The following is a 13,726-nucleotide window of genomic DNA, read 5'->3' as shown; positions in this document are numbered from 1 at the left end:
AAGCGAGAAGAGGATAGAATATGACAATGGAATTATATGGCGAACATTGGGATGGAATAAAAGGGTATAGAGTAATGGAAGGGAAAGATTCATATAATCATTATTTCGGTGGTCAAGATTGTGAAGTACCATTGTGTAAGTTATGCGGTGAGAAAATGCATCAAATTTTTTGTTTTGATTTGAAAGATGAGAAACTTGCTGAACTTAAAAATGATGAATTGATTGTATTACCATTCATCTCTTGCTTGAATTGTGCGATGGTGTGGGAGCCGCAATATTTTCAATTAAGTAATGGGGGCAAAACGGTACAAATAATAAAACAAGACAATACGGAAGAGTGGATTATGGAAGCTGAGTATAAGCTACCGGTCAATCTTCCAAAAACTAATGTAAAGCTAACGAATATGAAAAATGAAGATATACCTACTGATGAAGATAGTTACTGGGAAGCTTTTGACTTATTCGGTTCGGAATATGTATGTAGATTGGTAGGAGCGCCCCTATACGATGATGCTCCAGAAGATTTAGGATGTCCAACTTGTTCGAAAGAGATGAAATATGTTGCTACAATTACACAAGATCTTGAAGAACGGGAACTTATTTTCAGTAGTTGATTTTCTGTTCGGTGAGATGAATATATATTATTACTTATGTAAAGATCGTTCCGTTATGAAAACTGAAATACAAGGAACATAATAAAATAAGACTGACAAAAAGAGTCAGTCTTATTTTTGTATCGTAACATCAGTAATAATCGCATGAAATATATCTCTTTGCGTGAAATCATCTGTAAAAACAGTCTCTCTATTAACCTCAATTGTATCGTGTGGGTTATACCATTTACTCAATAAATCTTTTCCAAATTCAAGTCGTTTTTCTCTAGTATTATGCCGTCTAATCGTTTCTTCAAGTGATAAGTCAAAATAATATGTATAAGCGTTTCCTTCGAAATAATGTATTAATTCTCTTAACATTTCACCGTACCTACGACTGTTTAGTATTCCTTCTAAAATAACAAATTCACATTTTCCTTTTCCGTACTTCGTAATTTCAAATAGTAAATCATGAGATAAGTTACCCATTGTATCGTGAACTTTTAGCATATCTCTGCGCACAACGTCTTGTGAGACTAGAAGTGTTCCTTGCCCGAAATGCTCTTGCAGTTCTTTTGCGATAGTTGTCTTGCCGCTTGCGGAGTTTCCTCGAAGAATAATTAATGTTGATTTCAAAGTCTCATCTCCAAATTGTTTTAGTTTTTTAGGTCCTGTTACAAAAGAACTTCATTATGGGAAACATTCTTTTAGTTAGTTAAATAATAGTTTATGATACTCAGTATAGGTTGAACAGAATAATTTCTTATTGTGGGATTATGCAAATAAAGCTGTTTGAAAAATTTACTATCCGCATATAGAAAAGTTATTATAAGAGTAACTAATAAGGAGGTGACCTATGTTATTCCAAAAGGGAAAATTATTAGTTAGATACGTAATAAAAAACGATGCACCTATCATTTCAAAATGGCTAACAGACCCAGAAGTCCTGCAGTATTACGAAGGACGAGATAATCCGCAATCTGTAGAAAAGGTGCTTGATCATTTTATACATCATCCAAACGGTCATGAAAAAAGATGTTTAATAGAATTTGATGCCGTTCCAATCGGTTACATTCAAATGTATCCAGTTGATTCTGAATGGAAAGCGTTATATGGATATGAAGAATCGCAGAATGTATGGGGAATGGACCAATTTATCGGTGAACCGATCTTTTGGGGAAAAGGAATTGGAACAAAACTTGTTCAAGCAGCAATTACATACATAATGGAGAACTTAGGAGCAGAAGCGATAGCGATGGATCCTAAAGTAAATAATGAACGTGCGATAAGCTGTTATGAAAAATGCGGGTTTAAAAAGGTGAAAGTACTAGAGAAACATGAACTGCATGAAGGGAAATTAGAAGATTGTTGGATGGTAGAATATAAACAATTATAATAAATATGCAGGGGCTTATAAAAATAAAGGGAGCTGTGTGAAATGAAAAAGGCATTACTAGTTATTGATGTGCAAGCGGGTATGTATACAGCAGGAATCCCAGTACATAATGGGGAAAAGTTTTTAGAAACGTTGCAAGAGCTCATTGGGGAATGTCGTTCAAATGGTATTCCGGTTATTTATGTACAACATAACGGGCCAAAAGATCATCCGTTAGAAAAAGGTACAGATGGCTGGAAAGTGCATGCGGCGATTGCTCCGCGAGAAGGGGAGCTTGTCGTTGAAAAGACGACTCCAGACTCATTCCATAAGACAAACTTAAACGAAGTGTTACAAGGAAAAGGGATTGAGCATGTTATTATTTCAGGAATGCAAACAGAGTACTGTGTTGATACGACAACGCGAAGAGCGTTTAGTGAAGGGTATAAAGTAACATTAGTAAGTGATGCACATAGCACATTTGACACAGATGTATTACGCGCTGAAGATATTGTAAAACATCATAATGTTGTATTTGGATCATTTGCAGATGTTATTACGTTAAAAGATTTAAAAGTAAAAGCGTAATTACAGAAGTTGCTGTCTCTTAATGGGGCAGCTTTTTTATTTGAAGATAGGCTATCAAACGTTGTCGATAAATCGATATTTCTTGTCGAATTGTTGATATAATTTCATTCACCGTATTGATATCACAAAAAAACAAAAAGGAGTACCACATTATCAACAAGGGTACTCCTTCACGAAAACGTTATTTCTTCTTATCTTTATCCAACACATTCTGTTCTTCAGCAAACTCGGTACCATATGCAAACCGGCGATTAATTCGAATGTTATCATTGCTGTGCCTTGTGTGGGAATTAGAAAAGCGATGGACGATTACTTCTGATAATGTAAAGACGATGGCAGAAAGGATACTGCCCCATGCAATTTGCATGTAGTTGTCTAATAAAATATTACCGAAAATCCAAACACTTAAGTACGTAAGTAAGAAATCCGTCATAATGGCAGCGGAATTGCCAATTCGATTTAAAATAATTTTATCAACAAACATATAAGAAATGATTGTGACGAAGAGACTAAAAGAAATGATTTGGACGAGCGTTGCTGGGAAAAATAGAGCTAGTCCAATACTAAAAGCGATGATGCATGATATAAATTTGATAAGTATTACAGTAATATCATTCAATATTTACACCTCCCATTTATACATAGTTTTACAATAAATACAGGAGTTCATACATTGGAACGGTTTAATTTATATAAAACTTTATCATGCTGAAATTTTATCTAAATATTAAAAAAATAATCAAAAAATGTTATAGTGAAATGAGAGCGTATGACATTTTTAGGTAAGGGGGAATCCGGGATGTGGATAACTTCAGAAGTAGAAATTCCAGATGAGTTAATCGATCACCTTGAACAAGGTAAGTTAGTATTATTCGTTGGAGCAGGAGTTTCTATGAAGGGGAAATCAAACTTACCGAATTTCGATGATTTAGTTGATGAAATTTCGAAAGCTTTATATGTCGAAAGGCGTGAGATGACAGAACCCCACGATTATTATCTCGGTAAAATTGCGAAAACGAAAGATGTGCATCAAGTTGCAAGAGACCTCGTTAATATAGAAAAATCAAAACCAAATCCATTACACTATGCGATTCCAAGGCTGTTTCCGTTAGATACGGATGTTCGAATTGTAACGACAAACTTTGATCAACATTTTACGTCTGTAATTACAGAAATGAATAGAGAGCTGAATATTTATTATGCACCTGCTTTACCGACAGGGAGAGCGTTTAAAGGGTTGGCTTACATACATGGGAATGTAGAACAAGAGAAAGAAGCTTTAATTTTAACGGATGGTGATTTTGGAAGGGCTTACCTAACAGAAGGGTGGGCGAGACGATTTTTAGTTGATCTATTCTCAAATTACACTGTTTTATTCGTTGGGTATAGTCATAATGATCCTGTAATGAAATATTTAGCAACAGGCTTACCACCGAGTACAAGGCGTTATGCTTTCGTCGCACAAGGTGATAATACATATCATTGGGAGCATTTAGGGATAAGACCGATTGTGTATCCGAATAAAGCAAATAATCATCAGGCGCTTGTGAAAGCGGTGAAGCGGTGGGCGGAATTAATGGGGGATAATTATATTACGAAAAGAATGCGTATTCGTGATATTGTAACCGTTCCTCCATCAGTAGAGCAGGAGCAATTATCCTATATAAAACAGTCAATAAAAAAAATTGAAACCGTTCGGTACTTCGTTGAATTTGCTCGTGATTATGAATGGGTGGAATGGCTTGAAGCAGAAGGGAAACTAAGAAATTTATTTCTGCTTACAGCAAATTATGATGAAGTAGATGAATTGCTTGCGGAATGGTTAGTGGAGCAATTTCTATTTAGTCATCAAAAAGAACTATTTCAATTGATTTTTAAAAATCATTCCAAAATATCCCCGTTATGGTGGCGAACAATTTGTAGTTACTTAAACGAAACGAAAGAAACGATGGACCCTTTGTTGTTTGCAAGATGGACATTGCTTTTATTAGAAACAGCAGAGAAAGATAGTAGCTCTATTGAAATAATCACATATTTATTGCAAAAATGTTCTTTCCCTGAGCATAAAGAAATTGGCTTGTTGCTATTAACGTTTATTTTAGATGGGAAACTTAAATTGAAGCGTGTAAGAAGATGGGGAAATGATACGCAAGAGTCGATTGAACTCGAGGAATCGAGTCGTATACCGATGCCTATTTTTTCTCATGTGGAGCGAATTTGGAAAGAGAAAATGAGACCACATATCGCTTACTACGCAAATCCGATTATGGTTACGGGGTTAGAAAAGATACAACTATTGTCATTAAGACAAAATGCACTGAAAAGAAGAGATAGAGAAATTTCAGAGCAGGAGTTACAGCAAAATGATTTTACATTTTTAATTCAAATTGTAAAAGAGTGTCTTACATATTTATGTGAAAACAATGAGAAAAAAGCAAATCATTATATTACAGAAATGATAGAAACTGATAGTGTACTTCAAAAGCGAATTGCAATTGAAGCAATGATTAATAATGTATTCGTTACAGCGGATGACAAACTGAAGTGGTTGTTACATGTAGATGTTCTGTTAGATTTCACATGTAAACATGAAGTGTTTCAACTTTTAAAGAATTATTACGCAGATGCTTTAGAGGAAACGAAAGAAGAAGTAATTCAACATGTATTAGAGTATCTTGCAGAAGAGAGGGCGTTTGATGCTTGTCTTGTATTAGACTTACTATTCACGTGTGATTCGAATAGTAAGTGTACGGCGGAAGGATACGAGCTAATGAAACAGAAACACCCCCATTTTTCTTCAGATCTATACAGTGTTCCAAAGAAAGAGGCAAATGAACAACGTATTACATGCAATGTAACAGCTGATGGATTACTACAGCTGAAAGACGATGAAATAATGGAGCAAGTTCGGCAATTTTCAAGAGACGGTGTTTTTGAACAACGCCATTTTTTAGAGATGTTATCAAAAGCGTGTAAATTGAATGTAGAGTGGAGTATTTCGTTTGCTTATCAACTAGTAGGCGTGCACGAAATTAGTAATGAAGTATGGTTTGTGTGTATAAGAGAGTGGCGAAATAACCGGAATTTGACGAATGAACAAATTCAAAAAATCATTCCGTTATTGCAGAAATTTATTAGAAATACTGCTTTTCATTGGCTAATTAGTAGTTTTCTATATGAAATTAGCAATCGATTAGAAGAGCTAGAAGAAAACAGTATACGGGTTGTAAAGCGCTTTGCTTTTTCAGTATTTCCACATGTTATGAGAGGGGAAACAGATTTTAAAATTGGAAAACAAGAGTTTTACAATGAGTCTATACAGCATCCTGTTGGGAAGATGACAGCTGTATTGCTAAAACTGTTAGCGTACGATCACTTATATGATCGCAATGTATATGAATATTTATTTTTATTTGAAGAACAGGTAAGGGTTACTTCGGAACGAACGAACTTTATGTTAGCTCGTTTAACAGCAGATATTACGTTTTTATACCATATTGAGAAGCAATGGTGTCGGAAAAATGTACTACCTTACTTAGATTTAAAGAAAGAAAGTGAGCTTACGAAATATGCGTGGGCGGGATTATGTTATACGCAAATTAATCTACCTTTGTTTACAGAAATAAGACGATATATTAAGTATGCAGTAGAACATTTAGATGCACTACATCCATATACGAGAGAAGCATTTTTAAAATGGCTTAGCTTTGTATTTATTAAATGCGTATTATATTGGGAGCAAAAAACAGATTGGTTATATCCACTTTTGATGCAAGAAAACGAAGAGAATAAAATTAAATTTATGCAGTATTTATGCTACTACGTAAAAACGTTAAGTGGTAAGGAACAACAAAAATTTTGGACAGCGTGGCTTAGTGTGTTTTTAAGAGAACGTCCGAAAATGGGCGTAATAACAACGAGAGAATATATGATGCTTTTACGTATTGTTTTATGCATGGATGAGGTTTTAGAAAAAGGATTAAATATTATTTCTAGTAAATTTCAAGGTGTGGAAGGACAATCTAATCAAGAAGAAATGAAACAGTTGTTTATAGAGATACTTGAAAAGAAAGAGCGTATGAAAGCGTATAAAGAATTGTATGCAAATGTGTTTTTCACTTTACTGCAGACGTGTCAAGAAGCCGATTTACTTGAAAGTGAGATCATACAAGTAAAAGAACTATTAACCAGGTATGAAGTAGAAAGACATGTATTAAATTTAATAGAAAATGAAATAATTCGCATCGGAATCGTAACGGAGAATTTACAAGAGGAATCATAGGGCGGAAGTGGAATTTTAAAAAAATATATAAAAAGTTATTGACAGTGTTTTGAAAAGCGTTCTATAATACGAATCATACTTATTCAATTTCAAAAACATTTGAATAAACAAAGTGCAATGAAGAGATCACAGTAGTGGTTAGTCTTACTGTAACAGAGAGCTGGTGGTTGGTGTGAACCAGTACAGGGATAATCATGAATTACAGTCTTGGAGCATCTTTTTCGTAGTAAAGATACTATTGTCTTTATGAAGGAAAAGCGGTCAAATGATCGTTAACAGTGAAGAGAGGTAGACAGAAATATAGTCTACAACTAGGGTGGTACCGCGATAAATATCGTCCCTACTGATTTATTCAGTAGGGACTTTTTGTATTTTAGTGGTCCAACTTGAAAATAAAATAGTCATGCATTGAAAGGAAAAGCAGTAGTTGTTGTTTCCCTGTAACAGAGAGCTGGTGGTTGGTGTGAACCAGTACAAAAACAAGAGCGAATTACAGTCCTGGAGCATCTTTTTCGTAGTAAAGATAGTTATTGTCTTTATGAAGGGAAAGACGGTCAGATGATCGTTAACAATGAAGAGAGGTAGGCGAAATAAGTCTACAACTAGGGTGGTACCGCGATAAATATCGTCCCTACTGATTGAATCAGTAGGGCTTTTTTGTACAAAAAAGTGGCTTATTAACTAGTAGTTAGTGTCTTTATGGTAATTATTAGTTTAAAATAAGAAGAGGTATCGATTCCACTTTAAATTTGTATAATTAACCAGTTCAGAAAATAGAGAATTTTTTATTCTCTTACTATACTTTTAAAACATTAGAGGAGGATTTCCAAATGGCAAATCATGAATTAGATCAATTACGTAAACAGGTAGATGAAATTAACTTACAACTATTACACCTATTAAACAAACGCGGTGAAATCGTTCAAAAGATTGGGGAGCAAAAACAAGTACAAGGTACGAAACGCTTTGATCCAGTACGTGAGCGTGAAGTACTTGATATGCTTGCAGAGCATAACGAAGGACCATTCGAAACGTCAACGATTCAACATATTTTCAAAACGATTTTCAAAGCAAGCTTAGAATTACAAGAAGATGATAACCGTAAAGCATTACTAGTTTCACGTAAAAAGAAAAAAGAAAATACAATTGTTAATGTTAAAGGTGAATTGATTGGAAACGGAACACAAACGTTCATCATGGGACCTTGTGCGGTAGAAAGTTTAGAGCAAGTTCGCCAAGTAGGGCAAGCGATGAAAGATCAAGGACTTAAATTAATGCGCGGCGGTGCTTTCAAACCGAGAACGTCTCCATACGATTTCCAAGGTTTAGGAGTAGAAGGTTTACAAATTTTACGACAAGTAGCAGATGAGTTCGACTTAGCGATTATTAGTGAAATTTTAAATCCGAATGACGTAGAAATGGCGCTAGAATACGTTGATGTAATTCAAGTTGGAGCACGTAACATGCAAAACTTCGATTTACTACGAGCTGTAGGTAAAGTTAATAAGCCAGTATTATTAAAACGTGGATTAGCAGCAACAATTGATGAGTTCATTAATGCAGCGGAATACATTATTGCACAAGGTAATGACCAAATTATTCTTTGTGAGCGCGGTATTCGCACATACGAGAGAGCGACACGTAACACATTAGATATTTCAGCAGTACCGATTTTAAAGAAAGAAACACATTTACCAGTTATCGTTGACGTAACACATTCAACTGGACGTAGAGATTTACTATTACCAACAGCGAAAGCAGCACTTGCAATTGGAGCAGATGCAGTAATGGCTGAAGTTCATCCAGACCCAGCAGTTGCGTTATCAGATTCTGCGCAACAAATGGATATTCCAGAATTCCATAGATTCATGGATGAGTTAAAAGGTTTCAAAAATAAATTATCTTAATTCCATATCATAAATGCACTGAAGAGGAAACAGTAGTGCTTATCTCACTGTTAAAGAGAGCTGATGGCCGGTGTGAATCAGTACAAAGGTAAGCATGAATTACAGCCTTGGAGCATCTTTCCCGCCAACTTTTGGAGAGAAAGACGGTCAAACGATCGTTAAAGAAGAAGAGAGGTAGACGAAAGAAGTCTACAACTAGGGTGGTACCGCGATAAACATCGTCCCTACTGAGCGCTCAGTAGGGACTTTTTTGTACAAAAAAATAGTAAAGGGGCAAGAGAAATGAGATACATTACAGCTGGAGAATCACATGGGCCGCAGTTAACAGTTATTTTAGAAGGTGTACCAGCAGGTTTAACATTAACAGCGGAACATATTAATAAAGAATTATTAAGAAGACAAAAAGGGCATGGGCGCGGAAGACGCATGCAAATTGAAACAGATACAGTTGAAATTGCAAGTGGTGTACGTCACGGAATGACACTTGGTTCACCAATTACGTTAATCGTAAAAAATGATGATTTCAAACATTGGACGAAAGTAATGGGTGCTGAACCAATTTCGGAGCAAGAAAGTAAAGAAATGAAACGTACTATAACGAAACCACGTCCAGGACATGCGGATTTAAACGGGGCAATTAAATACGGCCATCGTGATATAAGAAACGTATTAGAGCGCTCTTCTGCAAGAGAAACGACAGTTCGTGTTGCTGCTGGTGCAGTTGCGAAACAAATTTTGAAAGAACTAGGTGTGGAAATCGCAGGACATGTTCTTGAAATTGGTGGGGTACAAGCGAAGCGTATTTCAAACTTACCAATTGAAGAAATTCAAACGATAACTGAAAATTCACCAGTTCGATGTTTAGATAAAGAAGTAGAACAAGAAATGATGAATGCGATTGATGATGCGAAAAGTAGCGGAGATTCTATAGGCGGTATTGTCGAAGTCATTGCAGAAGGAATGCCAATTGGAGTTGGTAGCTACGTTCATTACGACCGCAAATTAGATGCAAAACTTGCCGGTGCTATTATGAGTGTGAATGCGTTTAAAGGTGCTGAGATCGGAATTGGTTTTGAAGCGGCAAGACAGCCGGGAAGTAAAGTGCACGATGAAATTTTATGGGATGAAGAAAAAGGATACACGAGAAATACGAATAATGCCGGCGGTTTAGAAGGCGGTATGACAACAGGTATGCCAATTGTCGTAAGAGGCGTAATGAAGCCAATTCCTACATTATATAAACCGTTAGCAAGCGTAGATATTGATACGAAAGAAGCGTTCCAAGCGAGTATTGAGAGATCTGATAGCTGTGCAGTACCAGCAGCAGGTGTTGTAGCTGAAGCTGTCGTTGCATGGGAACTTGCCGGTGCACTAGTCGAGCAATTCGGAAAAGATCGCATGGAATTACTAAAACAAAATATTTCGCAACATAACAAATACGCAAAAGAATTTTAATGAAAAGGTGGATTTAACATGCGAGTAAAAGATCAACTATCATCATTACAACCGTATAAACCAGGTAAATCACCAGAGCAAATGAAAGAAGTATACGGGAATCATTCATTTGTTAAGTTAGCATCAAATGAAAATCCATTTGGCTGTTCACCTCGTGTTTTAGGAGAATTACAAAAATCGTGGCAGGAACATGCTTTATATCCTGACGGAGGTGCTGAAGTACTCCGTCAAACAATTGCAGAGAAATTACAAGTGCAAATGGAACAAGTGCTTTGTGGTAGTGGACTTGATGAAGTCATTCAAATTATAAGTCGTGCAGTGATCTGTAAAGGAGATAATATCGTAACTGCTGGCGCGACATTCCCTCAGTACCGTCATCATGCAATTATTGAAGGCTGTGAAGTGAAAGAAATTGCTTTAAAGAACGGTGTATATGATCTAGATGAAATTTCTTCAGCAGTTGATGAACATACAAAAATCGTATGGATTTGTAATCCGAACAACCCGACAGGCACATATGTGAATGAGCGAAAATTGACTCAATTCATTGAAAGCATTAGTGAAAATACGTTAATTGTCATTGATGAAGCGTACTATGAATACGTAACAGCAAAAGATTTCCCTGAGACATTACCGCTTCTAGAAAAACATAACAACATTCTTGTACTTAGAACGTTTTCTAAAGCGTACGGATTAGCTTCTTTCCGCGTTGGTTATGCGATTGGACAGGAAGAGTTAATCGAGAAATTAAATGTCGTACGTTTGCCATTTAACGTATCTTCATTAGCGCAAAAAGCAGCGACGATTGCTTTTAACGATGAAGCGTTTATTGAAGAAATAGTTCGTGTTAATACAGAAGGATTACAACAATACGAGAGTTTTTGTACAGAAAATGAAATTCCATTTTATTCGTCGCAAACGAACTTTATCTTCTTGCCGGTAGATGATGCTGGGGAAATTTATGAAGCTTGTGCGCATGCAGGGTTTATTATTCGTCCGTTCCCAAATGGTGTTCGTATTACAATCGGAACTAGGGAACAAAATGAAGGAGTGATTTCAGTGTTAAAACAACACTTTGAAAATAAAAAAGGTAAGTCTCGAGATGAGGCAAATGTGTAAAAAGGTAGTATTAATCGGTACTGGATTAATAGGAGGCTCTCTTGCATTAGCGATTAAAAAAGAGCACGATGTAACGATTATCGGTTATGACATATTTAAAGAGCAAGTAGAGCGCGCAAAAGAATTACATGTAGTTGATGAAGTAGCAGTAGATTTACAGCGTGCATGTGAGGAGGCAAATTTAATTGTATTTGCCTCTCCAGTTGAAGAAACGAAAAAGTTGTTACACAAACTTGCATCATTTCATTTACGAGAAGATGTCATTGTTACCGATGTAGGAAGTACGAAAGGGACAATCATGAATGAAGCAGAAGCTTTATTAACAAAGCAAGTTTCATTTATCGGCGGACATCCGATGGCAGGTTCTCACAAAACAGGAGTTGAAAGTGCGAAGGCGCATTTATTTGAAAATGCATTTTACATTTTAACACCGATGAATCATGTATTAGATGAGCGAGTAGAAGAGTTGAAAGAATGGTTAAAAGGAACAGGCTCTCATTTTCTTGTATTAAATACAAAAGAACATGATTATATAACAGGAATAGTTAGTCATTTCCCACATTTAATTGCAGCAGGATTAGTAAAACAAGTTGAGAAACATGCTGGTGATAATCCGCTTATTCATCAACTAGCGGCAGGCGGATTTAAAGATATAACACGTATTGCATCAAGTAGTCCGAAAATGTGGAGTGATATCGTAAAGCAAAATCGAGGGCATTTATTGGAACTATTAGAAGAATGGATTTTAGAAATGGAAGAGCTATATAAGACGGTTTCTAAAGGAGATGCAGGAGAAATACAAAGTTATTTTGCAGATGCGAAAGAATATCGTGACTCTTTACCAGTTCGAAAAAGAGGGGCGATTCCTGCCTATCACGACTTATACGTCGACGTTTTAGATAAAGTAGGGGCATTAGCCCATATCACAAGCATTCTAGCAGAAGAAGAAATTAGTATTACGAACTTGCAAATATTAGAAGCGCGAGAAGGATTGCTCGGAGTTTTACGAATTAGTTTCCAAAGAGAAGAGGATCGAACGCAGGCAAAAATTGCGCTCGGAAAAGAAGAATACCAAACGTATGAAACAATTTAATGAGGAGGGTGACAACGTGAAAGAAAAAACAGTACAAACTGTAAATAACGGATTGAATGGCAAAATTACAATCCCTGGAGATAAATCAATTTCCCATCGCGCTGTCATGTTTGGCGCAATCGCGGAAGGTAAAACAACAATTAAAGGATTTCTTCCTGGTGCGGATTGTTTAAGTACTATTTCTTGTTTTAAAGAAATGGGAGTAGAGATTACACAAAATAGAGACGAAGTTACGGTAATTGGAACAGGATTAGAAGGTTTACAAGAGCCAAAAGCTGTATTAGATGTTGGTAATTCTGGTACAACGATTCGATTAATGTCAGGAATACTTGCAAACACACCATTCTTTTCTTGCGTGCAAGGTGATGCTTCAATTGCGAAGAGACCGATGCAACGTGTAACAAATCCACTAAAGCAAATGGGTGCAAAAATTGATGGCCGAAAAGACGGAACGTTTACGCCGTTCACAATACGAGGCGGGAATTTAAAGGCGATTGAATATACTTCACCGGTAGCAAGTGCGCAAGTGAAATCAGCTATTTTACTTGCAGGCCTTCGCGCAGAAGGTGTAACAGCTGTTACAGAACCTCATATTTCCCGCGATCATACAGAAAGAATGCTTGAGGCGTTTGGCGTTACAGTAACTCGCGTGGGGAAAACAGTGAAACTAGCAGGAGGACAGAAGTTAACCGCAACAGATGTTCAAGTGCCAGGTGATGTATCATCAGCGGCATTTTTCTTAGTAGCAGGTGCAATTATTCCAAATAGTAAACTACTATTACAAAATGTGGGAATGAATCCGACTCGTACAGGTATTATTGATGTTCTTGAGAAAATGGGCGCTACGTTTACTGTAGAGCAGATTAACGAAGGAGCATCAGAACCTGCTGCAAATATTACAATTGAAACATCGCCGCTGAAAGGAATCGAAATCGGTGGAGATATCATTCCACGACTGATTGATGAAATCCCAATTATCGCTTTAGCGGCAACACAAGCAGATGGAATTACAGTCATTAAAGATGCACACGAGCTAAAAGTGAAAGAAACGAATCGTATCGATACAGTCGTTGCTGAACTAACGAAACTAGGAGCTCGTATTGAAGCGACCGACGACGGAATGATTATTTACGGTAAATGTAAGCTAAAAGGAAATACAGTACATAGTCACGGTGATCACCGCATTGGAATGATGCTTGCGATTGCCGGCTGTATAGCTGAAGGAGAAACAACGATTGAAGATGCAGAAGCAGTAGGTGTATCGTATCCTACATTTTTTGAAGAACTGCAAACGTTAGCTAAATAAAGTGATGA

10 protein-coding genes, 1 pseudogene and 3 other annotated features are annotated in these 13,726 nt (G+C 36.5%); of the genes and pseudogenes, 9 read left to right on the top strand and 2 right to left on the bottom strand.

Annotated elements, in window-relative coordinates; all coding sequences use genetic code 11:
• Positions 1-20 precede the first annotated feature (20 nt).
• A pseudogene (locus MHH59_RS14850) lies at positions 21-696 on the top strand (hypothetical protein).
• A 29-nt stretch (positions 697-725) separates the two neighbouring features.
• Here MHH59_RS14850 and MHH59_RS14845 read toward each other — a convergent pair.
• Complete coding sequence (locus MHH59_RS14845; protein WP_003189952.1) at positions 726-1,229, bottom strand: kinase; 504 nt, start codon at positions 1,227-1,229, stop codon at positions 726-728.
• A gap of 220 nt (positions 1,230-1,449) precedes the next feature.
• On the opposite strand from MHH59_RS14845, the gene MHH59_RS14840 reads away from it, so the two are divergent.
• Both MHH59_RS14840 and MHH59_RS14835 read left to right on the top strand, forming a co-directional pair.
• Positions 1,450-1,989 (top strand): GNAT family N-acetyltransferase, encoded by a 540-nt coding sequence (locus MHH59_RS14840; RefSeq protein WP_003189954.1) that lies wholly within the window; start codon positions 1,450-1,452, stop codon positions 1,987-1,989.
• Positions 1,990-2,031: 42 nt separating this feature from the next.
• Positions 2,032-2,556: a cysteine hydrolase family protein gene (locus MHH59_RS14835; protein ID WP_002032801.1), complete on the top strand. Its 525-nt coding sequence runs from the start codon at positions 2,032-2,034 to the stop codon at positions 2,554-2,556.
• Between the two features lie 181 nt (positions 2,557-2,737).
• Here the strand turns inward: MHH59_RS14835 and MHH59_RS14830 are convergent, their stop codons facing one another.
• Positions 2,738-3,175: a YndM family protein gene (locus MHH59_RS14830; RefSeq protein WP_002127868.1), complete on the bottom strand. Its 438-nt coding sequence runs from the start codon at positions 3,173-3,175 to the stop codon at positions 2,738-2,740.
• A 150-nt stretch (positions 3,176-3,325) separates the two neighbouring features.
• Here MHH59_RS14830 and MHH59_RS14825 point away from each other — a divergent pair, with 150 nt between their 5' ends.
• From MHH59_RS14825 to aroA, 6 genes are all read left to right on the top strand, one after another.
• Positions 3,326-6,838, top strand: a complete 3,513-nt coding sequence (locus MHH59_RS14825; RefSeq protein WP_002127866.1) for a DUF4020 domain-containing protein — start codon at positions 3,326-3,328, stop codon at positions 6,836-6,838.
• A 108-nt stretch (positions 6,839-6,946) separates the two neighbouring features.
• Positions 6,947-7,183, top strand: a binding site (T-box leader).
• Positions 7,184-7,237: 54 nt separating this feature from the next.
• Positions 7,238-7,474: a binding site (T-box leader), on the top strand.
• A gap of 194 nt (positions 7,475-7,668) precedes the next feature.
• The gene (locus MHH59_RS14820; protein WP_002013433.1) at positions 7,669-8,745 is read left to right on the top strand and encodes a bifunctional 3-deoxy-7-phosphoheptulonate synthase/chorismate mutase; all 1,077 of its coding nucleotides are present in this window, start codon (positions 7,669-7,671) and stop codon (positions 8,743-8,745) included.
• A gap of 9 nt (positions 8,746-8,754) precedes the next feature.
• Positions 8,755-8,974: a binding site (T-box leader), on the top strand.
• A 53-nt stretch (positions 8,975-9,027) separates the two neighbouring features.
• Positions 9,028-10,200, top strand: coding sequence for a chorismate synthase (gene aroC, locus MHH59_RS14815; RefSeq protein WP_002013434.1), 1,173 nt, complete (start codon positions 9,028-9,030; stop codon positions 10,198-10,200).
• Between the two features lie 18 nt (positions 10,201-10,218).
• On the top strand, positions 10,219-11,319 hold the full coding sequence (gene hisC, locus MHH59_RS14810; RefSeq protein WP_340851620.1) for a histidinol-phosphate transaminase: 1,101 nt from the start codon (positions 10,219-10,221) through the stop codon (positions 11,317-11,319).
• On the top strand, positions 11,312-12,412 hold the full coding sequence (gene tyrA / locus MHH59_RS14805; protein ID WP_002168163.1) for a prephenate dehydrogenase: 1,101 nt from the start codon (positions 11,312-11,314) through the stop codon (positions 12,410-12,412). Before hisC ends, tyrA begins: the two co-directional genes overlap by 8 nt.
• Positions 12,413-12,428: 16 nt before the next feature.
• Entirely contained in the window at positions 12,429-13,718 is a 1,290-nt protein-coding gene (gene aroA / locus MHH59_RS14800; RefSeq protein ID WP_340851619.1) for a 3-phosphoshikimate 1-carboxyvinyltransferase, read from the top strand.
• The last annotated feature ends 8 nt before the right edge of the window (positions 13,719-13,726 follow it).

This window comes from Bacillus sp. FSL E2-0195 (assembly GCF_038003645.1).
Classification (GTDB): domain Bacteria; phylum Bacillota; class Bacilli; order Bacillales; family Bacillaceae_G; genus Bacillus_A; species Bacillus_A mycoides.
Note: the sequence above shows the minus strand (reverse complement) of the source record. Positions and strands in the feature narration are given on the sequence as shown.

Bases quoted from the DNA above. Each gene is read 5' to 3' on its own strand.
- MHH59_RS14840 (WP_003189954.1), top strand. From the start codon at position 1,450: ATGTTATTCCAAAAGGGAAAATTATTAGTTAGATACGTAATAAAAAAC.
- MHH59_RS14835 (WP_002032801.1), top strand. From the start codon at position 2,032: ATGAAAAAGGCATTACTAGTTATTGATGTGCAAGCGGGTATGTATACA.
- MHH59_RS14825 (WP_002127866.1), top strand. From the start codon at position 3,326: ATGACATTTTTAGGTAAGGGGGAATCCGGGATGTGGATAACTTCAGAA.
- MHH59_RS14820 (WP_002013433.1), top strand. From the start codon at position 7,669: ATGGCAAATCATGAATTAGATCAATTACGTAAACAGGTAGATGAAATT.
- aroC (WP_002013434.1), top strand. From the start codon at position 9,028: ATGAGATACATTACAGCTGGAGAATCACATGGGCCGCAGTTAACAGTT.
- hisC (WP_340851620.1), top strand. From the start codon at position 10,219: ATGCGAGTAAAAGATCAACTATCATCATTACAACCGTATAAACCAGGT.
- tyrA (WP_002168163.1), top strand. From the start codon at position 11,312: ATGTGTAAAAAGGTAGTATTAATCGGTACTGGATTAATAGGAGGCTCT.